General features: G+C 71.8%; 26 protein-coding genes. 14 read left to right on the forward strand and 12 right to left on the reverse strand.

Going from position 1 to position 26,503, the window contains the following annotated elements; all coding sequences use genetic code 11:
* Nucleotides 1–157: 157 nt before the first annotated feature.
* A complete protein-coding gene (locus tag ACFYNU_RS35465) occupies nucleotides 158–922 on the reverse strand; it encodes a hypothetical protein (protein WP_356592431.1) in 765 nt (254 codons plus the stop codon).
* Between the two features lie 74 nt (nucleotides 923–996).
* Here ACFYNU_RS35465 and ACFYNU_RS35470 point away from each other — a divergent pair, with 74 nt between their 5' ends.
* The 4 genes from ACFYNU_RS35470 (at nucleotide 997) to ACFYNU_RS35485 (ending at nucleotide 5,938) form a co-directional block, all read left to right on the forward strand.
* Complete coding sequence (locus ACFYNU_RS35470) at nucleotides 997–1,551, forward strand: hypothetical protein (protein ID WP_356592429.1); 555 nt, start codon at nucleotides 997–999, stop codon at nucleotides 1,549–1,551.
* Nucleotides 1,552–1,746: 195 nt separating this feature from the next.
* Nucleotides 1,747–2,691: an SCO0930 family lipoprotein gene (locus ACFYNU_RS35475; RefSeq protein WP_356592427.1), complete on the forward strand. Its 945-nt coding sequence runs from the start codon at nucleotides 1,747–1,749 to the stop codon at nucleotides 2,689–2,691.
* A gap of 206 nt (nucleotides 2,692–2,897) precedes the next feature.
* Entirely contained in the window at nucleotides 2,898–3,710 is an 813-nt protein-coding gene (locus ACFYNU_RS35480; RefSeq protein ID WP_356592425.1) for an SAM-dependent methyltransferase, read from the forward strand.
* A complete protein-coding gene (locus tag ACFYNU_RS35485; RefSeq protein ID WP_388768438.1) occupies nucleotides 3,710–5,938 on the forward strand; it encodes a putative bifunctional diguanylate cyclase/phosphodiesterase in 2,229 nt (742 codons plus the stop codon). Before ACFYNU_RS35480 ends, ACFYNU_RS35485 begins: the two co-directional genes overlap by 1 nt.
* Nucleotides 5,939–6,037: 99 nt before the next feature.
* Here the strand turns inward: ACFYNU_RS35485 and ACFYNU_RS35490 are convergent, their stop codons facing one another.
* On the reverse strand, nucleotides 6,038–6,982 hold the full coding sequence (locus tag ACFYNU_RS35490) for a LysR family transcriptional regulator (RefSeq protein WP_356592421.1): 945 nt from the start codon (nucleotides 6,980–6,982) through the stop codon (nucleotides 6,038–6,040).
* A gap of 94 nt (nucleotides 6,983–7,076) precedes the next feature.
* Here ACFYNU_RS35490 and ACFYNU_RS35495 point away from each other — a divergent pair, with 94 nt between their 5' ends.
* The 3 genes from ACFYNU_RS35495 to ACFYNU_RS35505 are packed head-to-tail and all read left to right on the forward strand — an operon-like array spanning nucleotide 7,077 to nucleotide 10,538.
* On the forward strand, nucleotides 7,077–7,829 hold the full coding sequence (locus ACFYNU_RS35495) for a succinate dehydrogenase cytochrome b subunit (protein WP_388768440.1): 753 nt from the start codon (nucleotides 7,077–7,079) through the stop codon (nucleotides 7,827–7,829).
* A 1-nt stretch (nucleotide 7,830) separates the two neighbouring features.
* A complete protein-coding gene (locus ACFYNU_RS35500; RefSeq protein WP_356592419.1) occupies nucleotides 7,831–9,795 on the forward strand; it encodes a fumarate reductase/succinate dehydrogenase flavoprotein subunit in 1,965 nt (654 codons plus the stop codon).
* A complete protein-coding gene (locus ACFYNU_RS35505) occupies nucleotides 9,792–10,538 on the forward strand; it encodes a succinate dehydrogenase/fumarate reductase iron-sulfur subunit (protein WP_356592417.1) in 747 nt (248 codons plus the stop codon). Before ACFYNU_RS35500 ends, ACFYNU_RS35505 begins: the two co-directional genes overlap by 4 nt.
* Nucleotides 10,539–10,559: 21 nt before the next feature.
* Here ACFYNU_RS35505 and ACFYNU_RS35510 read toward each other — a convergent pair whose 3' ends face one another.
* Nucleotides 10,560–11,606 (reverse strand): LLM class flavin-dependent oxidoreductase, encoded by a 1,047-nt coding sequence (locus ACFYNU_RS35510; protein WP_356592415.1) that lies wholly within the window; start codon nucleotides 11,604–11,606, stop codon nucleotides 10,560–10,562.
* Between the two features lie 58 nt (nucleotides 11,607–11,664).
* On the opposite strand from ACFYNU_RS35510, the gene ACFYNU_RS35515 reads away from it, so the two are divergent.
* Nucleotides 11,665–12,171, forward strand: coding sequence for a hypothetical protein (locus tag ACFYNU_RS35515; RefSeq protein WP_356592413.1), 507 nt, complete (start codon nucleotides 11,665–11,667; stop codon nucleotides 12,169–12,171).
* A gap of 97 nt (nucleotides 12,172–12,268) precedes the next feature.
* On the opposite strand, the gene ACFYNU_RS35520 is transcribed toward ACFYNU_RS35515, so the two are convergent.
* Complete coding sequence (locus tag ACFYNU_RS35520) at nucleotides 12,269–12,493, reverse strand: dodecin (RefSeq protein WP_356592412.1); 225 nt, start codon at nucleotides 12,491–12,493, stop codon at nucleotides 12,269–12,271.
* A 227-nt stretch (nucleotides 12,494–12,720) separates the two neighbouring features.
* Between ACFYNU_RS35520 and ACFYNU_RS35525 the strand changes: the two genes are divergently transcribed.
* The 3 genes from ACFYNU_RS35525 (at nucleotide 12,721) to ACFYNU_RS35535 (ending at nucleotide 16,245) form a co-directional block, all read left to right on the forward strand.
* On the forward strand, nucleotides 12,721–13,962 hold the full coding sequence (locus ACFYNU_RS35525; protein WP_356592411.1) for an extracellular solute-binding protein: 1,242 nt from the start codon (nucleotides 12,721–12,723) through the stop codon (nucleotides 13,960–13,962).
* Between the two features lie 343 nt (nucleotides 13,963–14,305).
* Nucleotides 14,306–15,139, forward strand: coding sequence for a GNAT family N-acyltransferase (locus ACFYNU_RS35530; RefSeq protein ID WP_356592409.1), 834 nt, complete (start codon nucleotides 14,306–14,308; stop codon nucleotides 15,137–15,139).
* A complete protein-coding gene (locus ACFYNU_RS35535) occupies nucleotides 15,136–16,245 on the forward strand; it encodes a 1-acyl-sn-glycerol-3-phosphate acyltransferase (RefSeq protein WP_356592407.1) in 1,110 nt (369 codons plus the stop codon). The genes ACFYNU_RS35530 and ACFYNU_RS35535 overlap by 4 nt, the downstream gene beginning before the upstream one ends.
* Here the strand turns inward: ACFYNU_RS35535 and egtD are convergent.
* The 4 genes from egtD to egtA are packed head-to-tail and all read right to left on the reverse strand — an operon-like array spanning nucleotide 16,140 to nucleotide 20,552.
* A complete protein-coding gene (gene egtD / locus ACFYNU_RS35540; protein ID WP_356592405.1) occupies nucleotides 16,140–17,102 on the reverse strand; it encodes an L-histidine N(alpha)-methyltransferase in 963 nt (320 codons plus the stop codon). The genes ACFYNU_RS35535 and egtD overlap by 106 nt on opposite strands.
* Nucleotides 17,099–17,854, reverse strand: coding sequence for an ergothioneine biosynthesis protein EgtC (egtC, locus tag ACFYNU_RS35545; protein ID WP_356592403.1), 756 nt, complete (start codon nucleotides 17,852–17,854; stop codon nucleotides 17,099–17,101). Before egtC ends, egtD begins: the two co-directional genes overlap by 4 nt.
* A complete protein-coding gene (gene egtB / locus ACFYNU_RS35550) occupies nucleotides 17,854–19,281 on the reverse strand; it encodes an ergothioneine biosynthesis protein EgtB (protein ID WP_356592401.1) in 1,428 nt (475 codons plus the stop codon). The genes egtC and egtB overlap by 1 nt, the downstream gene beginning before the upstream one ends.
* Nucleotides 19,278–20,552 (reverse strand): ergothioneine biosynthesis glutamate--cysteine ligase EgtA, encoded by a 1,275-nt coding sequence (egtA, locus tag ACFYNU_RS35555; protein ID WP_356592399.1) that lies wholly within the window; start codon nucleotides 20,550–20,552, stop codon nucleotides 19,278–19,280. Before egtA ends, egtB begins: the two co-directional genes overlap by 4 nt.
* A gap of 165 nt (nucleotides 20,553–20,717) precedes the next feature.
* On the opposite strand from egtA, the gene ACFYNU_RS35560 reads away from it, so the two are divergent.
* Nucleotides 20,718–21,629 (forward strand): TIGR02452 family protein, encoded by a 912-nt coding sequence (locus ACFYNU_RS35560; protein WP_356592397.1) that lies wholly within the window; start codon nucleotides 20,718–20,720, stop codon nucleotides 21,627–21,629.
* Here ACFYNU_RS35560 and ACFYNU_RS35565 read toward each other — a convergent pair.
* Nucleotides 21,614–22,087: a type II toxin-antitoxin system PemK/MazF family toxin gene (locus tag ACFYNU_RS35565; protein ID WP_356592395.1), complete on the reverse strand. Its 474-nt coding sequence runs from the start codon at nucleotides 22,085–22,087 to the stop codon at nucleotides 21,614–21,616. The two genes, ACFYNU_RS35560 and ACFYNU_RS35565, sit on opposite strands and share 16 nt — an antisense overlap.
* 99 nt (nucleotides 22,088–22,186) lie before the next feature.
* Nucleotides 22,187–22,894, reverse strand: coding sequence for an alpha/beta hydrolase (locus tag ACFYNU_RS35570; protein WP_356592393.1), 708 nt, complete (start codon nucleotides 22,892–22,894; stop codon nucleotides 22,187–22,189).
* A gap of 83 nt (nucleotides 22,895–22,977) precedes the next feature.
* On the opposite strand from ACFYNU_RS35570, the gene ACFYNU_RS35575 reads away from it, so the two are divergent.
* Together ACFYNU_RS35575 and ACFYNU_RS35580 are read left to right on the forward strand one after the other, a co-directional pair.
* On the forward strand, nucleotides 22,978–24,030 hold the full coding sequence (locus ACFYNU_RS35575) for a LacI family DNA-binding transcriptional regulator (RefSeq protein WP_356592391.1): 1,053 nt from the start codon (nucleotides 22,978–22,980) through the stop codon (nucleotides 24,028–24,030).
* Nucleotides 24,031–24,138: 108 nt separating this feature from the next.
* Nucleotides 24,139–24,468 (forward strand): hypothetical protein, encoded by a 330-nt coding sequence (locus ACFYNU_RS35580; protein WP_356592389.1) that lies wholly within the window; start codon nucleotides 24,139–24,141, stop codon nucleotides 24,466–24,468.
* Nucleotides 24,469–24,522: 54 nt separating this feature from the next.
* On the opposite strand, the gene ACFYNU_RS35585 is transcribed toward ACFYNU_RS35580, so the two are convergent.
* On the reverse strand, nucleotides 24,523–25,488 hold the full coding sequence (locus tag ACFYNU_RS35585) for a GNAT family N-acetyltransferase (RefSeq protein ID WP_356592387.1): 966 nt from the start codon (nucleotides 25,486–25,488) through the stop codon (nucleotides 24,523–24,525).
* 65 nt (nucleotides 25,489–25,553) lie between these two features.
* Nucleotides 25,554–26,435, reverse strand: coding sequence for a virginiamycin B lyase (locus ACFYNU_RS35590; RefSeq protein WP_356592385.1), 882 nt, complete (start codon nucleotides 26,433–26,435; stop codon nucleotides 25,554–25,556).
* Nucleotides 26,436–26,503: the final 68 nt, after the last annotated feature.

The raw sequence follows: 26,503 nt of genomic DNA on the forward strand, positions 1-26,503 counted from the left end.
CCCCGCCACCGTCGGCCCCCACCCCCCCCCCCCCCCCCCCCGGGGGGCGGGGGGGGGGCCCCCCCCCCCCCCCCCCCCCCCCCGGGGCCCGGGCGGGGGGGGGGGGGGGGGGGGCCCCCCCCCCCCCCCCCGGGAGTGGTTTCCCCACAGACCTGGGCTAGTTCCGGATGTGGGGGAAGAGGTCGACGAACGGGGCCGCCGTGGCCGCGATGCCCCGGCCGTACGGCGCGTCGAAGTCCCAGATCAGGAAGAGCAGGAAGGCGATCAGGGCGCTGAACAGTCCTGCCAGCAGCAGTTCCCGCCAGGTACGGCGGATCTGGAGCGTGAAGATCAGTCCCACCGTCACGACGGCGCCGATGATCAGGCCGAACCAGACGACCCCCGGCATGGTCGCCCCCGCGTTCTCCCCTCTCGCGCCCCGCGCGTCGTCGGCCGCCGCCACCTGGTCGACCAGCGGCTGATAGGCCTGCGCCTCGTGGTCGTCGGCCGGCACGTAGTCGGTGACGCTGCGCCGGACCTGCTCCAGCAGTGCCGTGCCCTTGTCGCTGAGGCTGTTGTGCTCCGACATGTGGGGCCACTCGGTGTCGACCACGTAACTGACGTACGCGTCGACGTCGCCCCGGATCCGGTCGCGCACCTCGACCGGGTAGACCTCGGACCGCGCCTGCACCTCGTGCAGGGCCTGCGCCTCCTGGCGTACGGACTCCTGGGCGGCGCCGCGCGCCTCCCAGACGCCCGCGATGGCCAGGCCCAGCACGATCGCGTAGACCACGCCGATCATCATCGTCATGTATTCGAGGACGTCGGGACTCTCGGAGGGATCGTCGTCGACCGGGATCCGGCGGTTGTTGATGAGGACGATGGCCACCACGACCGCGCAGGCGGCGGCCATGGCCAGGGACAGGACAAGCCATTCCGACATGAGTCTCCGTCAGTCAGCGGGAACGGGGGCGAAGGATGGCGGCGGCCAGCACCGCCGGTGCCGTGAGCAGGAGCATGAGCATCACGACCGAGGTGCTGTTCGTCGGCTGCTTGCGGACCGGTGCCTTGTACGCGGGCAGGACCCGTACCACCGGCGGCTCGGTCTTCGGCGGCGGTGGCGGGGGAGGCGGTGGCTCGGGCGGCGACGGTGACGGTGCCGGCGGGGGAGGGGGCGGAGGCGGTTCGACCACCGGGCGCACCGGCGGGGGCGCGGGCGGTGGCGGTACGGGCGGGGGCTCGGCGACCACCGGCGGCTCGGGCTCCGGTTCGGGCGGCGGTGGTGGCGGTGGTGGCGACGGCTCCGGGGGCGGTTCCGGCGGCGGCGGTGAGGGCGGTGGCGAGGGCGGCGGAGGCTCCGGCGGCGGTTCGGACGGCGGAGGCGGTGACGGCGGCGGCTCGGGCCAGCACGGCCCGTCCCCGATGATCACGACCGCGCCGGTGCCGCCCGGCCCCGTCCACGCCGAGACGCAGACGTCGGCCGCGGCCGGCACGGGCGTGCTGAGTATGCAGACGAGGCCGGTGACGGCCAGGGTCCGCAGGGCAAGTGATCGGTACACGGCGGCAGCTTGAATCAACTCGGCCCGCGGCGCGCCGAAATGGCGCCGGATTCCCCTGATCGGGGGGAATCGGGGCATTCCGCGTTTCTTTTTCTTTTCGAAGATTCTTTGAGGCGCGTTGAACGCTCCTCACCCCGCCGCGCGTACTTAGGGCCATGAACGGCGCGGCCCTGGCGCCTCAACTGGCTTACGAACTACGGGAGTTGACATGAACACCTGGCGGAACGCCTCGCTCGCGGTGACCGCGGTGGCCGTACTGGCCCTGACGACGGCGTGCGGTCAGGACAAGGGCGAGAGCCCCAACGGTCAGGCTGTCGGCGCAGCCGCACCCGCCGACGGCGGCTACGGATCGGACACCGGTTACGGCGACGAATCGGCGGCCGAACCCAAGACGGCGGGTCAACTGGCCGTGTGGGACAGCAAGAAGCTCGGCAAGGTCGTCACGGACAGCGAGGGCTTCACGCTCTACCGGTTCGACAACGACACCGCCGAGCCCCCCAAGTCGACCTGTGTCGGCGAGTGCGAGAAGGCGTGGCCGGTCGTCGCCGCCGGCGACGTCAAGGCCGCCGCGGGCACCGACGCCTCGAAGATCGGCGAGGTCACCCGCGACGACGGCACCAAGCAACTGACCCTCGGCGGCTGGCCGATGTACCGCTACGCGAAGGACACCAACCCCGGCGACGCCAACGGGCAAGGCGTGGGCGGTACTTGGTTCGCCTCCGCCCCCGACGGAAAGAAGGCCGCTCTCGGGGCGGACGGGGCCGAGGAGGCCGGCGGCACCGAGGCGGATCTCGCGGGACTGTCCGTACGAAAGGATCCCAAGCTCGGCGAAATCGTGGTGGACGCAAAGGGTATGACGGTATATCGGTTCAAGAAGGACAGCGCCTGGCCGATGAAGACCGCCTGCACCGGCGCCTGCCTGGAGAAGTGGCCGGTTGTCGCTCCGGTCGACAAGAACGACACCGAGGGCATCATCAAGAAGGGCTTCGTGACGTTCGACCGGCCGGACGGAATCAAGCAGCAGACCATCGACTGCTGGCCGATCTACACCTTCGCCGGCGATGCCAAGCCCGGTGACACCAATGGTCAGGGCGTCGGCGGCACCTGGTACGCCGTCGCTCCCGACTCCAAGCTGGTCGGAGCGCCCAAGTAGTCCCCACGTCGCGCCTCCGACCGACCGGTCCGCCGTCACGCCCCGTGCGTGACGGCGGACCGCTTGTGTGCCGGGTCCGGGTGTGACCGAGAACGGACCGCTAATTTCCGTTTCAGCTCGCTCTCTTGGCGGGCGATCAGTAGCCTCGGCTCGAACACCGGCCATGCAGACGGCCGTTCCCCCGTGGCGACTTGTTGGAGAACTCGATGGAGCGTCCCGCCTGGGTACCGCAGGGCATCGACATATCGGTGCCGAGCGTTTCCCGCATTTATGACTACTATTTGGGCGGTTCGCACAATTTCGAAGTGGACAGGGAAGCGGCCCGTAAGGCAATGGAGTTCATGCCGGGACTTCCCAAGATCATGCAGGCGAACCGGGCGTTCATGCGCCGCGCGGTCCGTTTCGCCATTGGCGAGGGTGTGACGCAGTTCCTCGACATCGGCTCCGGCATTCCGACGTTCGGCAATGTCCACGAGGTGGCCCAGGCCGCCGATCCGGCCGCCAAGGTCGTGTACGTCGACCACGACCCGGTCGCGGTGGCGCACAGCAAGGCGGTGCTCGACGGCAACGACCACGCCACCATCGTCGCCGCCGACCTCCGCGCGCCCCGGCAGATCCTCGACAGCCCCGAGACCCTTGAGCTGATCGACCTGGCCCAGCCCGTCGCGCTGCTGCTGGTCTCCGTCCTGCACTTCCTGGAGGACGACGACAAACCCTTCGCCGCCGTCGCCGAGTTGACCGACGCCCTCGCCCCCGGCAGTCTCGTCGTCGTGTCTCACGCCGCGTACGCGGGCATCCCGCTGCCCCAGGAACGGGTCGCCGGGACGGTCGGCGTCTACAAGGACATCCGCAAGCCGCTGGTCATGCGGACCGAGGAGGAGATCGCCGGGTTCTTCGACGGCTACGACCTCGTCGAGCCCGGACTGGTGCCCATGGGGAAGTGGCGGCCCGAATACCCGGCCGGTGAGGAGGACCCGTACGCGTTGTCGGGCTTCGCCGGTGTGGGACGCAAGGCGTGATGGTGCCGGCGGAGGTCCCCGACGCCGCGGCGGAACCGGACGGTCTGGAGGACCGGCTCAGGCGGTTCGTGACGATCTGGAGCCGCGCGATCTTCCCCGCGACCGCCACGTCGCTGACCCGGCCCGAGTTCGAGCAGCATCTGCTGCCCCTGGCACGCCGGTTGAGGGATGCTCTGCACGACAAGATCTTCGACGCGGCGCCCGCGCACGGCGTCGGGGCGGCGCTCGTGGCCGCGCACTGCACGGACCCGGAAGCGCTCGCCCGCTCCCTGGGCGTCGTCGACGCCTATCTGGTGCTGTACTGCGGCGCGTCGGCCGATCCGGCCGGTGAGCTGGCCGCCGAGGAACTGCGGGCGCGCTCCGCCCGGCTCCAGCACGCGTTCGCGGCCGGCTTCGCCCAGGCGCTGCGCGAACGCACCCTGGCCGAGCAGGAGGCCATCGCGCGCTCCGCGCTCGCGGCCCGCGGCGCGGCCGAGGACGCGCTGCACGCCACGGAGGCACGCTTCCGCGCGGTCTTCGAGGGCGCGGCGATCGGTATCGGCATCGCCGATCTCGACGGCCGGGTGCTGGAGGTCAACGACACCCTGACCCGGATGTTCGGCGGCCTCGAACACCACGTCCGCAGCAGGAACTTCAGCGAGTGGGTGCACCCGGACGACGCACCGCAGGTGTGGCGGATGTACAAGGAGCTGATACGGGGCGAGCGGGACAGCTTCCGTACGGAGAAGCCGTTCTTCCGCAACGACGGCACGGTGCTGTGGACCAATCTGACGCTGTCGCTGCTGCGGGACGTCGACGGAGTGCCGCAGTACCAACTGGCGCTGCTGGAGGACACCACCGAGCGGCGGCTGCTCACCCTGCGGCTGCGCTACGAGGCGACCCACGACGCCCTCACCGGACTGCCCAACCGGACGCTGTTCTTCGAGCGTCTGGAGAAGGCGCTCGCCCCCGCCAGGGAGACGGCGAAGGACGGCGCGAAGGAATCCGGTTCCGCGCCCCCGCCCGGCCGCTTCGGCCTCTGCTATCTCGATCTCGACGGCTTCAAGGCGATCAACGACAGCCTCGGCCACTCCGCGGGCGACCGGATGCTGGTCGAGGTCGCGGACCGGCTCCAGAGCTGCGCCACGGCGCCCGGCGAGATGGTCGCCCGGCTCGGCGGCGACGAGTTCGTGGCGCTGACCACCGGACCCGACACCGAGCGCGAGGTCGCCGAACTGGCGTCGCGCATACTGGGCGCGCTGGCCACCCCGATCAGCCTGGACGGCCGTGAGTTCACCGTCCGGGGCAGCATCGGCATCGTGGAGGGCAGGGCGGGCGAGTCGACCGCCGCCGAGGTCCTGCGCAGCGCCGACATCACCATGTACCGCGCCAAGTCGGCGGGCGGCAACCGGTTCGAGCACGCCGACGCCGAGGCCGACGCCCGCGCCATCACCCGGCACGGCCTCACCACGTCGCTGCCGACGGCCCTGGAACGCGGTGAGTTCTTCATCGAGTACCAGCCACTGGTGCATCTCGCCGACGGCACGGTGCACGGAGCCGAGGCGCTGGTGCGCTGGAGCCACCCGACGCACGGGGTGCTCAGCCCCGACCGGTTCATCCCTCTCGCCGAGCACACCGGGCTGATCGTGCCGCTCGGGCGCTGGGTGCTGGAGCAGTCCGTACAGCAGGCGCGGGCCTGGCAGGAGGAGCTGGCGGCGGGTACGTTCGCCGGCCCGGTGCGGATCAACGTCAACCTGTCGCCCGCCCAGCTGCACCACCCCGGCCTCGTCGCCGACACGGTGGAGGTCCTGGAGCGGATCGGCCTCCCGCCGGGCTCGCTCTGCCTGGAGGTCACCGAGTCGGCGCTGATCGGCGCGGACGAGGATCTGCTCAAACCACTGCGGCAACTCGCCGAGATGGGCGTCGACATCGCGCTCGACGACTTCGGCACCGGCTACTCGAATCTCGCGAATCTGCGCAGACTGCCGGTCAGCGTGCTCAAGCTGGACCGTTCCTTCACCCAGGGAATGCAGCAGCACCCGGCCGACCCGGTCGATCTCAAGATCGTGGAGGGGATCGTCTCCCTCGCCCACGGCCTGGAACTGGCCGTGACGGTGGAGGGCGTGGAGACCGGGGCGCAGGCGGAGCATCTGCGAAGACTGGGCTGCGACACGGCTCAGGGCTGGTACTACGCGCGTCCGGGCCCGCCGGAGATGCTGCACACCCTGTCCATGGCCGACGCGGTCTGAGCCCGTGGCCGGGCGGGCGGCCGATGGCACCGACCGCCCGCCCGGCTACGCGCGTCGCCCGCCGCGCTGTGCCGTGTCCCGCCCTGCCCTGCCGCCCGCTCAGCCGGGCGCGCCGCGCGCCGCCCCGCCCGTACGGCCGCCGCCCGCGCGGTCCGTACGGCTCGGTGTCCGCGTGCTGAACAGCACCCGCTGGAGTTCCCGCGCGGCGCGCGGCGGCGCGACGTCGCTGCGGTGCGCGAGCGCGATCGTACGGCGCAGCCCCGGCGGCGCCAGCGGCGTCACCCGCAGATCGCGCCCCGCCTGCTCCGCGACCATGCTCGGCACCACCGCCACCCCGAGACCGGCCCGTACGAAGCCGAGTACGGCGTCCATCTCGCCGCCCTCGACGGTGAACGTCGGCTCGAACCCCTCGGCCCGGCAGGCGGCCACGGTCAGCTCCCGCAGGTCGTAGCCGTGCCGGAACATGACCAGCTGTTCGTGCCTGAGGTCGGAGATCCGCACCGGCCGGCGCGGCCCCGGCGCAGCCGCCGACGAGACCACCACCAGGTCCTCGTGCAGCAGCTCGACCGTCGTCAGGGCGGGGGACGGCGTCGGCAGCGGGAGCACCACCAGGGCGAAGTCCAGGGCGCCGCGCGCCAGTTCGCGTACGAGATCGTGCGACCCGCTCTCCTCGATCAGCAGCTCGATACCCGGGTGCTGATCGTGGAAGGCCCGCAGGACCTCGGGGAGCAGACCCGTGCACAGGCTCGGCGGCGCGCCCAGCCGCACCCGGCCGCGCCGCAGCTGGACCAGCTCCTGCACCTCGTGGCGCGCGGTCTCGGCGTCGGCGAGGATCCGCCGGGCCGTCGGCAGCAGCGCCTCGCCCGCGTCGGTGAGCGCGACATTGCCCCGCGCCCGGCCGAACAGCTCGGCGCCCAGCTCCTTCTCCAGGGCCCGGATCTGCTGGGAGAGCGAGGGCTGCGAGACATGGACCCGCTCGGCGGCCCGGGTGAAGTGCAGGGTCTCCGCGACGGCGACGAAATACACGAGCTGCTGGAACTGCATGGGTCCAGCGTAACGCCACGATAGGAAGAGCCTATGGACATGAGCCGATCCATGTCTTGGACCTCTTGGTGTGCCCGGCCCTAGCGTGCGTGTCATGGCTCTGGCAACGCGTACGGACAAGCGGGCGGACCGGAAAGCGGGCGCGCCGGGCGGCGGGCGGCCCGGCAGACGGCCCTCGATGCTCGGCACCCTCTGGGGATCCACGGTCGGCAAGAAGGCCGTCATGGCCGTCAGCGGCCTGATCCTGCTCGGCTATCTCGTCGCGCACCTGCTGGGCAACCTCAAGATCTTCTTCGGCCCCGGCGAGTTCAACGAGTACGGCCACTGGCTGCGCACCATGGGCGCGCCCGTCCTGCACCAGGAATGGGCCCTGTGGATCGTGCGCGTGGTGCTCCTCGCCGCCGTCGTCCTGCACGGCGTCTGCGCCTACCAGCTCAGCCGCCGCGACATCGCCGCCCGCCCCACCGCCTACGTGCACAAGCGCCGCCGCGCCAGCTACGCCACCCGCACCATGCGCTGGGGCGGGATCATCCTGGTGCTGTTCATCGTCTGGCACCTGCTCGACCTCACGACGCTCACCGTCAACGAGAACGCGCAGCCGGGCCACCCGTACGAGAACGTCGTCGCGACCTTCTCCACCTGGTACGGCAACGTCATCTACATCACCGCGATGCTCGCCGTCGGACTGCACGTCCGGCACGGCTTCTGGAGCGCCGCACAGACCCTCGGCATGGGCAGCGCCACCCGTGACCGAGTACTGAAGATCATGGCCAACGGCCTCGCACTGGTACTGACCGTCGGCTTCATCTCCCTGCCCGTAGGCGTCATGACCGGACTGGTGAGCTGACATGGACGACCAACTCCCGCCCACGTACACCGACTACACGACCGGCGAACCCCTCGTCGACACCAAGGCCCCCGCCGGGCCCGTCGCCGACCGCTGGGACACCCGCCGCTTCGAGGCCAAACTGGTCAACCCGGCCAACCGCCGCAAGCACACCGTCATCGTCGTCGGCACCGGACTCGCGGGCGGCGCCGCCGGCGCCACGCTCGCCGAACAGGGCTACCACGTCGTCCAGTTCTGCTACCAGGACTCCCCGCGCCGCGCCCACTCCATCGCCGCCCAGGGCGGCATCAACGCCGCGAAGAACTACCGCAACGACGGCGACTCCGTCCACCGTCTCTTCTACGACACGGTCAAGGGCGGCGACTTCAGGGCCCGCGAGTCCAACGTGCACCGGCTCGCCCAGATCTCCGTCGAGATCATCGACCAGTGCGTCGCCCAGGGCGTGCCCTTCGCCCGCGAGTACGGCGGCCTGCTCGACACCCGCTCGTTCGGCGGCGTCCAGGTCTCCCGCACCTTCTACGCCCGCGGCCAGACCGGCCAGCAACTGCTGCTCGGCGCCTACCAGGCACTGTCCCGGCAGATCGCGGCCGGCACCGTCGAGATGCACCCGCGCACCGAGATGCTCGACCTGATCGTCGTCGACGGCCGGGCGCGCGGCATCGTCGCCCGCGACCTGATCTCCGGCAAGGTCTCCACATACTTCGCCGACGCCGTCGTCCTCGCCTCCGGCGGCTACGGCAACGTCTTCTACCTGTCGACCAACGCCAAGAACAGCAACGCCACCGCCGTCTGGCGCGCCCACCGGCGCGGCGCGCACTTCGCCAACCCCTGCTTCACCCAGATCCACCCCACCTGCATCCCGCGCTCCGGCGACCACCAGTCCAAGCTCACGCTGATGAGCGAGTCGCTGCGCAACGACGGCCGCATCTGGGTCCCGAAGGCGCACGGCGACACCCGCCCGCCCGCCGAGATCCCCGAGGACGAGCGCGACTACTACCTGGAGCGGATCTACCCCTCCTTCGGCAACCTCGTCCCGCGCGACATCGCCTCGCGCGCCGCGAAGAACGTCTGCGACGAGGGACGCGGCGTCGGCCCCGGCGGGCAGGGCGTCTACCTCGACTTCGCCGACGCGATCCGCCGGCTCGGCCGGGGCGCGGTCGAGGAGAAGTACGGCAACCTCTTCGAGATGTACGAGCGCATCACCGCCGAGGACCCGTACCAGGTACCGATGCGCATCTACCCGGCCATCCACTACACGATGGGCGGACTCTGGGTCGACTACGACCTCCAGACCACCGTGCCGGGCCTGTTCGCGATCGGCGAGGCCAACTTCTCCGACCACGGCGCCAACCGGCTCGGCGCGTCCGCCCTGATGCAGGGCCTCGCCGACGGCTACTTCGTGCTGCCGTCCACCATCAACGACTACCTCGCCCGCAACCCGCACCAGGACACGGTCGACAACAGCCACCCGGCGGTCGCCGAAGCCGTCGCCGACACCGAGGACCGGCTGCGGCTGCTGCTCGCCGTCGACGGCGACCGCACCCCCGACTCCTTCCACCGGGAGATCGGCGAACTCCTCTGGGAACACTGCGGGATGGCCCGCAGCGAGGTCGGACTGCGCAAGGCGCTGAGCCGCATCCCCGAGATCCGCGAGGAGTTCTGGCGCCGGATCAAGGTGCCCGGCACCGGCGAGGAGCTGAACCAGTCGCTGGAGAAGGCCAACCGCATCGTCGACTACCTGGAACTCGCCGAGCTGATGTGCCTCGACGCGCTGCACCGCGCCGAGTCCTGCGGCGGCCACTTCCGAGAGGAGTCCCAGACCGAGGGCGGCGAGGCGGAGCGGCACGACGACGCCTTCTCGTACGCGGCGGCCTGGGAGTTCGCCGGTACCGGCGCCGCGCCCGTCCTGCACAAGGAAGACCTCGTCTTCGAGTACGTCCACCCCACCCAGCGGAGCTACGCATGAGGCTCACCCTGCGCGTCTGGCGGCAGAGCGCCGCCGACGCCACCGGCGCCATGGTCACGTACGACATCGACGGCATCTCCGAGGACATGTCGTTCCTGGAGATGCTCGACTCACTCAACGAGCAGCTGATCCTCGACGGCGACGACCCGGTCGCCTTCGACCACGACTGCCGCGAAGGCATCTGCGGCGCGTGCGGAGTCGTCATCAACGGCGACGCCCACGGCCCCGAACGCACCACCACCTGCCAACTCCACATGCGGCACTTCGCCGACGGCGACACGATCGACGTCGAGCCGTGGCGGGCCGGCGCGTTCCCCGTGGTCAAGGACCTGGTCGTGGACCGGTCGGCGTTCGACCGGATCATCGGCTCCGGCGGCTACATCAGCGCCCCCACCGGCTCCGCCCCCGAGGCCCACGCCACCCCCGTACCCAAGGCGGACGCCGACTTCGCGTTCGAGCACGCCGAGTGCATCGGCTGCGGCGCCTGCGTGGCGGCCTGCCCCAACGGCTCGGCGATGCTCTTCACCTCGGCCAAGGTCAACCACCTCAACGTCCTGCCCCAGGGCGCGCCGGAGCGCGAGACCCGGGTGCTGGACATGGTCGCCACGATGGACGACGAGGGCTTCGGCGGCTGCACCCTGACCGGCGAATGCGCGACGGCCTGCCCGAAGGGCATCCCGCTGCCGTCGATCACGGCGATGAACAAGGAGTGGCTGCGGGCGACCCGCAAGGTGGCGCGGTAGCCCGTCTCACCGTCCCGCTCCTCAACGGGCGGAGTCAGCTGACGAATTGGGGACAGGGACCCGGCCCAGGCCCGCGACCCTTGCCAGGCGGGTGAAGGAGTCCAGGAGCGCGTCGCGGTCGTACGTGCTGGTGGTCACCAGGACCTCGTCCGCGCCCGACTCCTCGATGACCGATTCCAGGGCGTCGGCGACCTGTTCCTCGGTGCCCTGGACATGGCCGCCCAGGCCCGACTCGTAGAAGTCGCGCTCCTTCGCGGTCATCGTCAGCGACTCGATCCGCTCGGCGGGCGCGAGCGGGGGGAAGACGCCGCGGGTACGGGAGTGGGCCATCGACCACGCCTCGGGCACCAGCAGCCGGCGCGCCTCCTCCTCGGTCGCGGCGACCGCGACCGTTCCCGCGATGATCACCTGCGGGCGGTCCGCCCAGACGGACGGGCGGAAGCCGGCCCGGTAGCGATCCACGGCCCGCAGCATGCGGTCCCGGCCGCGCAGGTCGCCGACGACCATCGGCAGACCCGCCGCCGCGGCGATGTCGGCGCCCTCGCCCATGGCCAGGACGTACGGCTCCGGCCGCAGGCCCTCGGCGGGCAGGGCGTGGACCTGCGGGTAGAGCTTCTGCTGGCCGGTGAACCAGCCGAGCAGTTCCTCGATGCGCTCGGCGAAGTCCTCGACATCGTGTTTGTCCTTGCCGAGCGCCCGCCGTATCCCGTCCGTGAAGCCGACCGAGCGCCCGAGGCCCATGTCGATCCGGCCGGGGAACAGCGACTCCAGCACCCCGAACTGCTCGGCCACGACGAGCGGCCGGTGGTTCGGGAGCATCACCCCGCCCGTACCGACGCGGATCGTGGACGTCGCCGCCGCGACCGCCGCCGCCAGGACCGTCGGCGCCGAGCCCGCCACCCCGGGCACGCTGTGGTGCTCCGAGACCCAGAACCGGTGGTAGCCGAGCGACTCCAGCTGCCGCGCGAGATGCACGGTGTCACGCAGCGCCTCGGGAGCGGTCCGGCCCTCGCGGGTGCGCGAGCGGTCGAGTACGGAGAATCGGGTGTTCGCGATCGTGGACGTCACCTCCTCTTCAACAGCGACACGGCGCGAGGATTCCCCGGCCCTTCTCTAGGCTGGGCGTGTGACGGACAACAGGCGTGCGACGGACAAGAGCAGACCACTGGCCGTATTCGATCTGGACGGGACGCTCGCCGAGACGGCCCACCGTCAGCACTTCCTGGAGCGCAGACCGAAGGACTGGTCCGGCTTCTTCGGCGCGGCGGGCGAGGACACACCGCTGGCCGAGGGAGTCGCGCTGGCGCTGAAGAGCGCCGAGGAGTGCGAGGTCGTCTATCTCACCGGCCGTCCCGAGCGCTGCCGCGAGGACACCCTGGACTGGCTGGCGGCGAACGGCCTCCCGGACGGCCGGGTGTTCATGCGCCGTAACGACGACAGACGCCCCGCCCGCACGACCAAGGTGGAGCGGCTGCGCAAACTGGCCGCGGGCCGGGAGATCCGCATGCTCGTGGACGACGACGAGCTGGTGTGCGACGCGGTCGAGCGTGCGGGCTTCCGTGTCGTACGCGCCCGCTGGGCGAGCACGTCCCAGGCGCTGAGGGACGGGCAGGAGCGCGAGGGGCGCACCTGACGGGCCGGACCACGAGGGGCGCACCTGAGCGGGGCGGACCACGAGGGGCGCACCTGAGCCGGACCGGAACATCAGGTTCCGCGCGGAGGGGACCGGGTCAGCCCGCCTGGTCGCCGTCCTCCAGGCGGAAGCCGACCTTCAGCCCGACCTGGTAGTGCTCGATCCGGCCGTCGACGATATGGCCCCGGACCTGCGTCACCTCGAACCAGTCCAGCTCGCGCAGGGTCTGCGACGCCCGGTCGATCCCGTTCCGGATGGCCTCGTCGACGCCCGCCTCTGAGGTGCCGTAGATCTCGGTGACCCGGTAGGTGTGGTTGCTCATGGGAGTTGTTCTCCTCTTCGCGCGGGGTCGCGGTGTCACTCCACCGTGCCGCACCACACGGCGCGCCGCGCGGCGGAAGAAGGGCGCGAACCGGACCCGCGACAAGGTCACGGGGCTTGACCGGTTCGTTGGTCCATACCAAAATCGCGCCAATACCCGTGCGAGCGCTCCGTGCTTCCCCCACGTCGGGTTCACTCTTTCGTGCCGCACGCCAGAAGGTGACCTACGTGAGAAACCGCTTCCTTGTCGGATCCGCCGTGTTCGCGTCCTCCCTCGCACTCGTGGGATGCGGAATGCTCCCAGGCGGGGACGACAAGGTCATCACCATCTGGCTCATGAAGGACAGCGTCTCCGGCGCGTATCTGGAGCGGTTCACCAAGGCGTACGAGGAGGAGAACCCCTCGGTCCGGCTGGAGGTCGAGATCCAGGAGTGGACCGGGATCGGCAAGAAGGTGATGGCCGCGCTGGAGGCCGACGACTCGCCGGACATCATCGAGGTCGGCAACACCCAGGTCGCGCAGTACGCGGAGAGCGACGGTCTGCGGGACCTCACCCTGGAGTCCGTCCGGGACCTGGGAAGCGAGGACTGGCTGCCGGGTCTGGCCGAGCCGGGCAGTATCAACGGCTCCCAGTTCGGCATTCCTTGGTACGCGGCCAACCGCGTCGTCATCTACAACAAGGACCTCTTCGCGGAGGCCGGCATCGACGAACTGCCCAAGACCCGCGCCGAATGGCTGGACATCACCGCCCAGCTCGACCAGGGATCCCAGCAGGGCATCTATCTGGCGGGCCAGGACTGGTACACCCTCTCCGGTTTCATCTGGGACGAGGGCGGCGAGCTGGCCGTCGAGTCCGGCGGCGAGTGGGAGGGCCGGCTCGACACCCCCGAGGCGATCAGGGGCATGAAGTTCTACAAGGAGTTGCAGGCGCTCGGCGACGGGCCCAAGGACTCCGACGAGGTCAAGCCGGAGCAGGAGGGCCAGTTCGCCCGGGGCGACATCGCGCAGATCATCGACACCCCCAACTCCGCCGTCCAGATCGAGGAGAAGAACCCCGACCTCAAGGGCAAGCTCGGCTTCTTCCCCGTCCCCGGCAAGACGGCCGGGGCACCCGGCGCCGTATTCACCGGCGGCTCCGACCTCATCGTCCCCAAGAACTCCTCGCACCGGTCGGCGGCGGTCGAGGTGGTAAAGGCGCTGGCCGGTGAGAAGTGGCAGACGGAGCTGGCCAAGACCATGAGTTACGTACCGAACAAGACGACGCTCGCGGATGTCATTGAGGGCCAGGAGGCAACGGCCGCGATGGCGGCGGGCGCCGCGCAGGGGCGGGCGACACCCAACTCGCCGAAGTGGGCCAACGTCGAGCTGGACAACCCGATCAAGCCATATATGACGGCGGTCCTCCAGGGTGAGGACCCGAAGAGCGCGGCCGAGGCCGCCGACGCGAAGATCACGGCGGCGCTGAGGTAGGTTCTGGGCATGCGGCCCCGGGCGAGGCTGCGGAGCGGGCAGCCAGGCGGGCTACGGGGCGGGTTGCGGGGCACGCTGCCGGGCGTGGACTCCCGCCGAGGGCTCCCCGACGTGGGCTTCCGGGCGGGGCTTCCCGGCCGGACCGGGCTCCATGTCCCCTCACGGACCGGTCGCTTTGCCAACGCGTTACCCGTTGGTCCCGGCCATTCAGCCGTCTCACATCCCCGCTCTCCCGGGCTGTCATGTCGAATCCAGCCGGTCACGGAAGAAACAAGGTGCCGGGTCGCCGCGCCAGCGGCGTCCCACCACCGCTCGGTTCTTTCGTCCGGCACTGGAGACCGCTATGTCCGCCTCGCCCGCCACACTCCCCGCCACGGTTCCCGCGCAGCTCCCCGCCACCGTCCCCGCGCAACTCCCCGCCCCCGCCGCCGCTCCCGACCCCGAGCAGCGCTATCTCGTCTCCCTCGCCCGCGACGAGGAGGACGTACGCGCCGCCCAGCGGCTGCGCTACATGGTCTTCGCCGGCGAGATGGGCGCCCTCGTCGACGGCCCCGAGCCCGGCCTCGACGGTGACGCCTTCGACGCCTACTGCGACCACCTGCTGGTACGCGAGGCCGAGACCGGCGAGGTCGTGGGGACGTACCGGCTGCTGCCGCCCGACCGCGCCCGCGCCGCCGGACGGCTGTACTCCGAGAGCGAGTTCGACCTCCAGCGGCTCGACCACATACGCGACGACCTCGTGGAGGTCGGCCGCTCCTGCGTCCACCCCCTGCACCGCAACGGCGCCGTCATCGCCCTGATCTGGGCCGGACTCGCCCGCTACATGACCCGCACCGGGCACAACTGGATGGCGGGCTGCTGCTCCCTCCCGCTGAACGACGGCGGCCTCCTCGCGTCGGCCACCTGGAACACCGTCAAGGACCGCAACCTCGCGCCGGAGGAGTACTGGGTCACCCCGCACCGCCTCTGGACCCCGGACAGCGACACCGTGCCCGCCGCCGCCCGCACCGAACTCCCCGCGCTGCTCCGCGGCTATCTGCGGCTCGGCGCCTGGGTCTGCGGCGCGCCCGCGCACGACCCCGAGTTCGGGGTCGCGGACCTGTACGTCCTGCTGTCGCTGCGCCGCACCAACCCGCGCTATCTGAAGCACTTCCTCTCGCTCGCCCCGGCGCGATGAGCGCCTGGCTGCCCACGGCGCCCTGCACTCCGCAGCTCTGCGCCCCCCGCCCCGACGGCCTGCGCAGGGGCCCGTTCGCCGCGTCCGCGCGGCTGCTCGCCGGTGTCGGCGCCGTCGTCCTCGGGATCCTGCTGGTCCCCGTGGTCGCCCTCTTCGCCGCCGGTCTGCGGGACCGGCTGACCAGAGGCTGGACGCGTACGGTGATCCGGCTCTTCGGGCTGCGCATCCGGGTCGACGGGCCCGAGCTGTCGGCCGGGGCGCCCGGCGGGGTGCTCGTCGTCGCCAACCACATCTCCTGGCTGGACATCCCGCTCATCGCGACGCTGTATCCCGGGCGGGTGCTGGCCAAGAGCGACATCCGGCGCTGGCCCGTCCTCGGCGCCGTCGCGGAACTCGGCGGCACGCTCTTCGTGGAGCGCGACCGGCTCCGCGCGCTGCCGGGCACCGTACGGGACATCCGGGACGCCCTGCGCGCCGGATCGCGCGTGATCGTCTTCCCCGAGGGCAGTACCTGGTGCGGCCGGGACCAGGGGCGGTTCACCAACGCCGTGTTCCAGGCCGCGCTGGACGCGGGCGCGGACGTCCGTCCCGTACGGATCGGCTACCGCCCGCTGGGTCCCGCCGCCTTCGTCGGGGACGACCCGCTCGCCGTCTCGCTGTGGCGGATCGCGGTGGCCGGCGGGCTCACGGCGGAGATCGAGGTGCTGCCCCTGATCCCCGCCGGGAGCCACCCGGACCGCCGCTCACTGGCCCGCGCGGCCCAGGGTGCCGTCGCCGGCGCCGATGTCACCCGGACCGCGTCCGACCACGCCGCCGCCGTTCGGACCGTGAACGCCCCGCCCCCCGTTGGCCGGACCGTCACTGTTCGGACCGTGAACGCCCCGCCCCCCGTTGGCCGGACCGTCACTGTTCGGACCGCCGTCGTCCACGCCGCAGCTGTGCAGACCGCAGCTCTTCAGACGGCAGCTGTCCAGACCGCAACTGATCAGACCGCAGCTGTTCAGACCGCCGTCGCCAGCGACAGTGCGAAGCGACCCGCGTCATCCGTCCACCAGTGCGCCAACTCCATTCCAGCCCCGGCGAGTTCGGAGCGGACCGTGTCCTGAGTGAACTTCGCGGACACCTCCGTACGCATCTCCTCACCCGCCTCGAAGGTGACCACCAGATCCAGCTCGGGGATCTTCACGGTGAGGTCCCGCCGGGCCCTGAGCCGCATCTCGATCCACCGCTGTTCGCTGTCCCAGAGCGCCACATGGTCGAAGTCCGCCGGGTCGAAGTCCGCGCCCAGCTCACGGTCGACGACCGCCAGCACGTTCTTGTTGAAGGCGGCCGTCACACCTGACGCGTCGTCATAAGCCCTGACCAGTACGGACTCGTCCTTCACCAGGTCCGTCCCGAGGAGCAGCGCGTCGCCGGGCACCAGCAGCGCGCGTACCGACGCGAGGAAGTCGGCGCGCTCGTCGGGGAGCAGATTGCCGATCGTGCCACCGAGGAACGCGACCAGCTTCGGCCCCGGTGTGTCAGGCAGCGCCAGCTCCTTGGTGAAGTCGGCGATGAGCGCGTGCACATGGAGGTCCGGCCGCTCGGCGAGAAGGGCGTCGGCGGCGCCGGCGAGCGCGCTCCCGCTCACGTCGACGGGTACGTAACTGTGCAGCGGCGCAAGCGCGTCGAGCAGATGGCGGGTCTTCTCCGAGGACCCCGAGCCCAGTTCGACCAGCGTGCGGGCCCCCGTCGCCGCCGCGATCTCGGGCGCGCGGGCGAGCAGGATCTCCCGCTCGGCGCGCGTCGGGTAGTACTCGTCGAGCGCGGTGATCTCCTCGAAGAGTTCACTGCCCCTGGCGTCGTAGAACCACTTCGGCGGCAGCGACTTGGGGCTTCGGGTCAGCCCGTGCAGCACATCGGCGCGCAGCGCGGCGTCGGTGGCGTCCTCGGGCAGGGTGCGGGTCAGTTGGTACGGGCTCACGTGGAGGGCTCCTTGAGGGGAGTGAGCAGAACGTCGGCGCGGGTCGCCGTCAGCAGGGTGTGGTCGGGGACCTCGTGCCAGCGCGGATCGTCGTCGTACGGCTCCGAGGCGACGACGGCCGCCCGGCCGGGCTCGGCGAGATACCAGAGCGTGTCGCCCCAGGTGGTCGCCGTGACCGTCTCACCGTCCGTCAGCAGCAGATTCAGCCGGGATTCGGGCGCGGCCTCGGCCACCTCCAGGACCGTGTCGGCCAGGGCCTGGCCGATGCCGTCGCCGTCCCGCAGCCGGTGGAGCACCAGCGCCCACACCAACGCCGAGTCGGTCCTGGCGTCCAGCGACAGCAGTTCGGCGGGGGAGAGCGCGGTGGTCAGCGACGCCAGGCTCGACGGCCAGCCGCGCACGGCGCCGTTGTGGCTGAACAGCCAGGGGCCGGAGGCGAACGGCGCCGCCGCCGCCTCACCGTCCGCCCCCGACTCGGTCGCGTCGCGCACGGCGGCGAGCACCGCGCCGCTCCTGACCACCCTGGCCAGGTCGACGACGCTCTGATCGCCCCAGATCGGCCCCGGACGACGGTAGCGCGCGGGCAGCGGGTCGCCGTCCGCGTACCAACCGACCCCGAAACCATCGGCGTTGACCGTCCCGTGCTGCTGCCTGCGCGGCTCCCAGGACTGCCGGTACAGCGCGTACTCGGGGCTGATCAGCACCTCGCGCAGCGGCACCGGCGGTCCCACATAGGCGATATGACGGCACATCACATCCCTCCGGCGGAGCGCGCGGTGCGGAAACCCGCGAAGATCTGGCGGCGCACCGGCAGGTCCCAGTTACGGAAGGTGCCACGGCACGCCACCTGGTCCACGGCGAACGAACCGCCGCGCAGCACCTTGTGGGCGCCGCCGAAGAACACCTCGGAGTACTCCCGGTAGGGGAAGGCGACGAAGCCGGGATACGGCAGGAAGTCGCTCGACGTCCACTCCCACACATCGCCGATCAACTGCCGTACGCCCAGCGGTGAGGCGCCGAGCGGATAGCTGCCCGCCGGGGCCGGCCGCAGATGGCGCTGGCCGAGGTTGGCGTGCTCGGGGGTCGGGTCCTCGTCGCCCCACGGATAACGCCGCGAGCGGCCGGTGGCCGGGTCGTGCCTGGCCGCCTTCTCCCACTCCTCCTCGGTCGGCAGCCTGCGTCCGGCCCAGCGGGCGTACGCGTCCGCCTCGTACCAGCTGACGTGCAGAACCGGTTCGTCGGCCGGGACGGGCTCGACCGCCCCGAAGCGGCGGCGCATCCACTGACCGGCCTCCCGCCGCCAGAACAGCGGTGCCCCGATGCCGTGTTCACGGATCTGGTCCCAGCCGGCCGGTGCCCACCAGCGTTCGTCGGTGTAGCCGCCGTCCTCGATGAAGCGCAGATAGTCGCCGTTGGTCACCGGCGCCGTGTCCAGATGGAAAGCGGGCACGAGCCGGTGGTGCGCGGGCCGTTCGTTGTCCAGCGCCCACGGCTCGCCCGAGGTGCCCATCGTGAACTGCCCGGCCGGAATGAGGACTTCACCCGGCAGCTCGGCCGCGTCGGCGGGATCGGGTCCCGGCGGCTCCGGCGCGGTGAGCGCGGCGGGGCCACGGCGCAGCTGATGGGTGATCAGCATCGTCTCGTCGTGCTGCTGTTCGTGCTGCGCGATCATCCCGAAGGCGAATCCGGCGTCCAGCAGCGGACCGCCCCGCAGCGGACTGCTGTCGAGGATGTCCAGGACCCGGCCACGGACGTCGGAGGCGTACGCCCGCGCCTCGGTGGGGGCGAGCAGCGGGAGCGTGGGACGCAGCGCCCGGGGATGCTCGAAGGCGTCGTACACGGAGTCGATCTCCGGCCTGACGGCCTCCCTGCCACCGACCGTACGGAGCAGCCACTGCTCCTCCTGGTTGCCGATATGGGCCAGGTCCCAGACCAGGGGTGACATCAACGGCGAGTGCTGCGCGGTCAGTTCGGGCTCGTCCACACAGGAGGTGAGCAGCGCGGTGCGCTCGCGCGCGGTGGTCAGCGCGTCGACGGCCCGGCGCCGCAGGGTCTCGACGGATATCCCCTCCGCGATCCCTTCCACGGTCCCTTCCGCGATCCCGTCCGAGGTCGGTCCCACGGTCCGTCCCCCGGTTCCTTTCGCCGTCCCGCCCGCCGTTTCGGCGTTCTCGCTCATGTACGCAGTTCCTTCCCGGTCGCGGGGACCTCCATGTCGTCGGCCGGGCAGCGGCCCGGCACGACGTACCGCTCGTTGAAGGCCGCGACGGCCTCCCGCACACTCTCGGTGGCGCCCGTACGGGGCAGCGCCTCCTGCGCGACGGCGAAGCACTCCACCGCCGCCGCGTGCAGCTCGGGGTCGCCGAGCCCGTCGCGCGCCGCCGTGACCCAGAGCGGATTGCCCGGCGCGGGCAGGGCGCCCGCCGTCTCGGCGAGCGTCTTGACCGTCCGGTACACCGTCTCGGCGGCCTCGGGGTCGTCGAACAGCGCGGTGGTCACGGCCAGCGGCACCATCCAGCCGTCGGGCCCCGACTGGGCATCGATCATCCGCAGCTCCAGATGACCGCGCGGGCGCACCGGCGGGAACAGGGTGGTGATGTGGTAGTCGAGATCGGCGCGCACCGGCGGGCGCGGCAGCCCCGAGCGGATCCACTCCCGGAACGTCAGCGCGTCGGGCACGTCCCAGGGGCCGTCCGCCGTCCGCACGCACATCACCGGCGCGTCCAGCACATACGCGGCCCACGCGGCACGCGGCTCCCGCCGCATGTCGGGCGCCTTCGTGCGCGCCGGATCGAGGTCCGTCCACAGCGCCTGCCGGGTGGAACGCCAGCCGGTGGGACGGCGCGCCTGGACGGGCGAGTTGGCGAACGCGGCCACCAGCACCGCGCCCAGCAGATGGGCGAGCTGCCACCGTCTGCCGTAACCGAGCGGGCCCGGCTCCTCGTGACCCGCGTCGAGACACACCTGGACCGAGGCGGACGAACGCATCATGGCGCGGCCCGAGGGGCCGATCCGGTCGAGGTAGGTCTCCATCGCGTCGTACCGCGGCTCTTTCAGGAGCCTGCCCGGCGAGTGCCACGGATCCTGTCCGAGGCCGGTGAGCGTGAGACCGGCCGTACGCAGTTCGCGGCGTACGGCGGCGAGGTCCGCCGCGGTGGAGTCGACACACTCCATCAGGGAGGCGGCGGGCGCCGAGCTGAGTTCCAGCTGGCCACCCGGTTCGAACGTGAGCGCCGATCGCAGGGGCAGGTCCCGAAGGCCGTCGTAGGCCTTGTCGAGCCGGGCTGCCCGGACCGGTAGTTCGGGGTCGTACAGGTCGTGCACGAGCCATTCGAGTTCAACACCGACGATGCGGGGCGGCCCTGTCTTGAAACATATGCCGCGCAGCAGCGCCTCGGCGTCGTCCTCGTTGAGAGACGGGCCCTCAGCTGCGAATTCGTCCGACGGCATGGTCGGGATCCTCCTGTCGAAGACCGTGACCTGTACCCCGTCCCGGGGTCCGGGGCGGGGCGCTTCGTCCAACCTAAGGCCACTTCCGCCGCTTCGCACAAGAGTGCCCCCTCGGGCAGGAAACATGGTTGCCCCGAGCGTGTTTCCTCGCCGAGGATGCGTGACATGAGCGCACGACTGCGGGGGATCGCGAAGCACACCGAGGAGATCGTCGAGGCGGGCGGATACCGCGCGGAGGACGGCCGCGAGGTGCCTCTCGCGGCGCTGCTGGCCGCCGCGACCGAGGGCACCCGGCTGTACGGACCGGCGCCCGTGCCCGTCACGCCGGACACCTCCCGTACGACATCGTTCGAGGTCACCGGCGAGAGCAGCCTTGAGGCCGCCCGGCGGATGACCTCGGCCGCGCCCGGTCCCGTGGCGGTCCTGAACTTCGCGTCGGCACGTAACCCGGGCGGCGGCTACCTGAACGGCGCACAGGCCCAGGAGGAGGCCCTGTGCCGCGCCTCCGCCCTCTACGTCACCCTGCTGCGCGCGCCCGACTACTACGCGGCGCACCGGGCCGACCGCAGCCCGTTCTACAGCGACCGCGTGATCCACTCGCCCGGCGTACCGGTCTTCCGCGACGACCGGGGCCGGCTGCTCGGCGCCCCGTTCACCGTCGGTTTCCTCACCTCGCCCGCGCCGAACGCCGGGATCGTCGCGCGCGACCGGCCCGAGGAGACCTCACGCGTTCCGGCCACGCTCGCCTCCCGCGCGGAACGCGTCCTGGAGGTGGCGGTGGCGGGCGGCTACCGGCGTCTGGTGCTGGGGGCGTGGGGCTGCGGGGTGTTCCGCAACGACCCGGCGACGGTGGCCGGCGCGTTCCGGGCGCTGCTCGTCGCGCCGCCCGACGGGCCCGGCGGCCGGTTCGCCGGCCACTTCGACCAGATCGTCTTCGCCGTGCTCGACCGGACGGCCGATTCGGCCACGCTGGCCGCTTTCCGCCGCACGTTCGCGGATCTGACGGACGTGACGGATCTGACGGACCGGACGAACCTGACGGACCTGACGGACGTGCCGGCTCAGCGCCAGCCGTAACGCTCCCGCAGTCGCCGTACGACCCGGTCGAACCGCCCCCGGTCGAGCGCGCACGCCTCGCGCCGCATCCCCGCGTCATGGATCCGCAGCACCCGGTCCAGATCCACCCACGACTCCCGGCCCTGCCGGTCCCACGGCCCGACCCCGATCGGCACCCACTCGTGATCGCGGTCGTGCCGCTTGCTGGAGAGCTGCACCGCGAGCAGGGTCCCGGCCGGCTCACGGGCCACCACGAGCACCGGCCGGTCCTTGCCGCGCCCGTCGCGTTCCTCGTACGGCACCCAGGTCCACACGATCTCGCCGGGATCGGGGTCGCCGTCCTTGTCGGGCGCGTACGAGGTGCGTACGGGCCCCACGTCACGCGGGTCGGCCTCGGTGGTCGCCGATGGACCGCTCCTGCCGGGGAGTTCGGGCTCGGGGGTGTGGTCGGGGGCGCCGGAGTCGGTGAAGGGCTTCATCCGACCGAAGGTAGGGCCTGCGAGGTCACGGCCGCCGACCGGGTCCCGCCCCCGACCGCCCGTCGGATCCCCGCCCTCAGATCCACCCCTGGCTCTATCTCAGACCCACCCCTCCAACGAGGCCATGAACGCGTCGAAGTCGTCGCGGTGCGCCGTGTGCCCCGCGCCCTCGACCGTACGGACCTCGAAGCCGCGCGACCGCAGTTCCGCCGCGTCGGCGGGCGAGACCATGGGGCTCGGATCGGCGGTGGTCACCAGCGACGGCACCACCGGCGTGACCGGCCGCAGATCCGTGCCGAACGCCGGAGCGATGCCGTACGCGGTCGTCTCGTCCCACACGGCGAGACCGGCCACCTCAAGGTCCACATCCAGCTCGTCCCAGCGGGGATTGAGCGCGGATATCTCCTCGCGCGTCAGGGTCTTGGCCGCCGCGAGCGTGGCGGGTCCGGTGCTCTCGGTGGCGCCCTCCGCCGGGCCCGGCAGGTGCCACGCCGGATCGCAGTAGACCGCGCGGCGCGGCGCCAGCCGCTCCACCGCGAGGGCGAGCGCCATCCCGCCCAGCGAGTGACCGATCGCCACCTCCGCCCCTGCGGGCAGTGTCTCCACCAGATCGTCGGCGAAGTCCTGCGGTGCGTAAGGCCCTTGGCCGCTGGCACCGTGACCGCGCAGATCGACGGCGATCACGCGCAGTCCCCGCGCGGCCAGCGCGGGCCCCACGCGCCGCCAGGTCCGGTGGTCGGCCATGATGCCGTGGATCAGGAGCGCGACGCGGTCGCCCTCGCCCCAGGTGTGGGTGTGCAGTCGCAAGGCAATCCCTTTCGTACGAAGGTGAGTTCGGGCGACGGGCCCCGGAAGCCGGCGACGACGCGTCTGGAAAGATGCGGGGGGCGATGAGCCAGTTACCTGAACCACCCTCCCCGCCCCGTCCCGGACGCCCCGCCGAACGTCCCGTCCCCACCAGCGCCGATGTCGCCCGGCTGGCCGGAGTCTCGCGCGCCACCGTCAGTTACGTACTCAACAACACCTCCGCCGTACGGATCAGCGAGCCCACCCGCCGCAAGGTCCGTGAGGCCGCCGAGGAGTTGGCGTACGTCCCCCACGCCGCCGCGCGCAGCCTGCGCGCGGGACACACCAGGATTGTCCTGCTCCCCACCGCCCACGTCCCCGTCGGCCCCCTCTACGGCAGCTTCCTCAACGACCTCCAGTGGGCGCTGAGGCGCCTGGACTACACCGTCGTCCAGTACGGCAGCCTCGGCCTCGACGGCGACGAGGCGGCGCGCGCCTGGGCCGAACTGCGCCCGGTCGCCGTCGTCTCCCTCGGCGAGATCGCCCTCACCCCCCACGGAGTGGAGATACTCAAGCGCTCCGGCGCGAAGGCCGTCATCACACTCGGCCCGCGGGAGGTCGAGGGCGCGCACGCCCTGGTGCTCGACCAGAGTGAGATCGGCCGCCGGGCCGTGGACCACCTGCTGGAGCGGGGTCGCCGCCGGATCGGCGTCGTACTGCCCGAGGAACCCGGGCTGGAGCTGTTCTCGGAACCCCGGCTCGCGGGCGCGCGGGCCGCGGCCTCGGCGCACTCCGGCGGCGCCCGCGTGGAGCCGCTGCCGCTGGCGTACACCGAGGAGTCGGCCGCCCGGCTCGCCGCCCGCTGGGACGGCCTCGGCCTGGACGCCGTCTACGCCTACAACGACGAGTACGCCATGCTCCTCATGAGGGCGCTCCAGGACGCGGGCATCGACATCCCCGGCGCGACGGCGGTCATCGGCGCCGACAACCTGCTGCTCGGCAGGCTCCTGCGGCCCCGGCTCTCCACCGTGCGGATCGACCTCGTCACCGGCCGTCGGCTGGCGGCACTGGTCGACCGGGTGGTCCGCGATCCGGGCGGGGAACCGGAGCGCCACGACGTGATGGGCGCGCTGGCCGTACGGCGCGAGTCGACCTGACCGCCCGCCGCCGCTGCCCGCGAGCCCCCTCCCACGCCGGGAGGCGCGGAGAGGCGGTGACACGGGGACGACATGCGCGCGGTCCGCCCCTTGTCTACCGTCACCAGCATGAGCACTCACTGGCACCCCTACCCGCGGCGCTTCGAGATCCTGCTGGTACCGGAACACACCGCCGACCACCCCGGCCCGCCGGACGCGGCGACCGCGCTGCGCTCGGCCGTGGTCGAGGTGACCGGAGAGATCGGCGAATCCGGCTATCCGCGCTACGTGGGCGGCGGCATGATCGCGGACATCGACCCGGAGACCCGTACCGTCGAAGGCCTGCTGATCGACGACTACGAGGTGGACTACGGCCTGTCGGCGCGCGTCATCGACGCCCCCGAGACTCCCGACACCCCGGACGCCCCGGACGCCCCGGACGCCCCGACGGCGGTCTGAGGGCGGTCCGACGCCGGTCTGACGGCGGGCCCCCGGCTCTCCTGGCGGGTGGGGTCAGTCCCAGACCAGGTTGAGGGAGCGTTCGAAGTTGACGTATCCGGCGCGGGCGAAGGACTTCGCCATGGGGACGTTGCCGAGGTCCGTCGATGCCCTGATCCGGTCGACACCCTCGGCGGCCAGGACGCGGGTGCCCTCGGCGAGGATCTCGTCGATGTGGCCGTGGCCGCGATGTGCGGGCAGGACACCGATGTACGCGATGATCGGGTGGTAGTTGTTCCGGGCCGGGATCACGAACCCCACCGGACCGCCACCGTCGGCGAGTTCGGCGATACGCCACCACTCGTGCGGGCTCTTGAACTTGGCGAACTCGCCGTCGTAGTGCCGTTCCGCCGCCTCGCGCGGGCTCAGCCCGGATGCCAGGTCCGCCTGGCCGTGGGCGTCGAGGGTGCCCTCCATGACCGGGGTCATCAGGGCGAGCAGGTCCGCGCGGTCGGCCACCGGCCGGAAGACGAGACGCCCTTCGGACTCCGAGTCCGACCCGGACTTCGACTCCGGCTCCGGGAGCGGGGACGGCGGGGTCCACTGGAGCCGTAGCCGTTCGACCAGCAGCCGTGCGCCGGTGCTCTCCAGCACGCGCGTACGGGATTCGACCACCTCGCGGGCCGCGGGGTCCTCGCGCCAGTCGGGCGGGACGAAGCGGCCGTACTCGGGCAGCTTCGCGCCCGCCGGGAAGACGGCCGCCGTCGCCGTCCTGAACAGCCGCAGGCCGATCTCGTCGCGGTCGGCCCGGGGCAGCGTGTCGTCGACGTCGAAGAAGTCGAACTGGAGCGGGACATCACCGCCCGGGGTCGTCCACCAGGCGAGCCGGGCGAGGAGACGGTCGCCGCCCAGCGCCACCCAGGTCCACTCGGGGCGGCGGCAGCCGGCGGCGAAGTCGTCGGCCAGTTCATGGTCGAGGACGTAGGAGAGCCGGCAGAAGAGACCGATCTCCTCGGGGCCGGTCAGAGGTCGGTAGCTCACCGATGCCAGGGTCAAGTCAACTCCTGTGAAGGGGCGCGGGGTTCGGACCCGGGACGTCGTACGGGTCAGGTGCGCCGGTGGTCCGGGCGGAGGGCGGCCGGTTCGACGCGGGCCAGTGCGCCTGTCTCCAGGGCCGCCCACAGGGCGCCGTCGGGGCCCACGGTGATGCCGTGCGGCTCGGAGCCGGGGGTGGGCAGATCGTGGAGGGTGACCGTGCCGTCGGAGGTGATGGAGCCAACACGGTTGCCGCCCCACTCGGTGAACCAGGCCGTGCCGTCGGCATCGGTGGTGACGGCGTGCGGCTTGGCCGACCGGTCGGGCAGCGGGTACTCGGTGATCCGGCCGTCGGGCGTTCTGCGACCGATCTGACCTGCCGCGATCTCGGTGAACCAGACGCTCCCGTCCGGGCCCGCGGCGATGCCGACCGGTGCCGCCGCCTCGGTGGGCAGCTCCTGGACCGTGACGCGGCCGTCCATGCCGATACGGCCGATGGCGTTGGCCTGGTTCATCGTGAACCACATCGCGTCCCCGGCCGCGCAGATCGCGGAGGGGAACGCGCCGGTGCGCGGCAGCGCGTACTCGGTGACCGTTCCGTCGGTGGTGATTCGGCCGACGCGGTCGGCGGCGGTCTCGGTGAACCACAGCGCGCCGTCCGGACCCGCCGCGATACCGAAGGGACCGCACTCCGCGGTCGGCGGCGCGAACTCCGTCACCTCACCGGCCGTCGTGATCCGGCCGATCCGGTGCGCCCGGTACTCGGTGAACCACAGTGCGCCGTCCGGCCCGTTGGTGATGACCGTCGGACCGCTGTCCGGGGCGACCGGACAGTTCGTCGGCTCCTCCCCGGGGACGAGCCGACCGATCCTGCCGCTGTGCACCATGGTGAACCACAGCGCACCGTCCGGGCCGGTGGTGATCGCGTACGGGCCGCTGTCGCGACCGGACACCGGGTACTCCTCGACGGTCCCGGCCGCCGCTTGAGCCGTTCGACGCGGCTCGCGCCGAAGCGCCGTCC

The organism is Streptomyces sp. NPDC006643 (assembly GCF_042870175.1).
Lineage (GTDB): Bacteria > Actinomycetota > Actinomycetes > Streptomycetales > Streptomycetaceae > Streptomyces.

Bases quoted from the DNA above. Each gene is read 5' to 3' on its own strand.
- ACFYNU_RS35465 (WP_356592431.1), bottom strand. From the start codon at position 922: ATGTCGGAATGGCTTGTCCTGTCCCTGGCCATGGCCGCCGCCTGCGCG.
- ACFYNU_RS35470 (WP_356592429.1), top strand. From the start codon at position 997: ATGAGCATCACGACCGAGGTGCTGTTCGTCGGCTGCTTGCGGACCGGT.
- ACFYNU_RS35475 (WP_356592427.1), top strand. From the start codon at position 1,747: ATGAACACCTGGCGGAACGCCTCGCTCGCGGTGACCGCGGTGGCCGTA.
- ACFYNU_RS35480 (WP_356592425.1), top strand. From the start codon at position 2,898: ATGGAGCGTCCCGCCTGGGTACCGCAGGGCATCGACATATCGGTGCCG.
- ACFYNU_RS35485 (WP_388768438.1), top strand. From the start codon at position 3,710: ATGGTGCCGGCGGAGGTCCCCGACGCCGCGGCGGAACCGGACGGTCTG.
- ACFYNU_RS35490 (WP_356592421.1), bottom strand. From the start codon at position 6,982: ATGCAGTTCCAGCAGCTCGTGTATTTCGTCGCCGTCGCGGAGACCCTG.
- ACFYNU_RS35495 (WP_388768440.1), top strand. From the start codon at position 7,077: ATGGCTCTGGCAACGCGTACGGACAAGCGGGCGGACCGGAAAGCGGGC.
- ACFYNU_RS35500 (WP_356592419.1), top strand. From the start codon at position 7,831: ATGGACGACCAACTCCCGCCCACGTACACCGACTACACGACCGGCGAA.
- ACFYNU_RS35505 (WP_356592417.1), top strand. From the start codon at position 9,792: ATGAGGCTCACCCTGCGCGTCTGGCGGCAGAGCGCCGCCGACGCCACC.
- ACFYNU_RS35520 (WP_356592412.1), bottom strand. From the start codon at position 12,493: ATGAGCAACCACACCTACCGGGTCACCGAGATCTACGGCACCTCAGAG.
- ACFYNU_RS35530 (WP_356592409.1), top strand. From the start codon at position 14,306: ATGTCCGCCTCGCCCGCCACACTCCCCGCCACGGTTCCCGCGCAGCTC.
- ACFYNU_RS35535 (WP_356592407.1), top strand. From the start codon at position 15,136: ATGAGCGCCTGGCTGCCCACGGCGCCCTGCACTCCGCAGCTCTGCGCC.
- egtC (WP_356592403.1), bottom strand. From the start codon at position 17,854: ATGTGCCGTCATATCGCCTATGTGGGACCGCCGGTGCCGCTGCGCGAG.
- egtB (WP_356592401.1), bottom strand. From the start codon at position 19,281: ATGAGCGAGAACGCCGAAACGGCGGGCGGGACGGCGAAAGGAACCGGG.
- egtA (WP_356592399.1), bottom strand. From the start codon at position 20,552: ATGCCGTCGGACGAATTCGCAGCTGAGGGCCCGTCTCTCAACGAGGAC.
- ACFYNU_RS35560 (WP_356592397.1), top strand. From the start codon at position 20,718: ATGAGCGCACGACTGCGGGGGATCGCGAAGCACACCGAGGAGATCGTC.
- ACFYNU_RS35565 (WP_356592395.1), bottom strand. From the start codon at position 22,087: ATGAAGCCCTTCACCGACTCCGGCGCCCCCGACCACACCCCCGAGCCC.
- ACFYNU_RS35575 (WP_356592391.1), top strand. From the start codon at position 22,978: ATGAGCCAGTTACCTGAACCACCCTCCCCGCCCCGTCCCGGACGCCCC.
- ACFYNU_RS35580 (WP_356592389.1), top strand. From the start codon at position 24,139: ATGAGCACTCACTGGCACCCCTACCCGCGGCGCTTCGAGATCCTGCTG.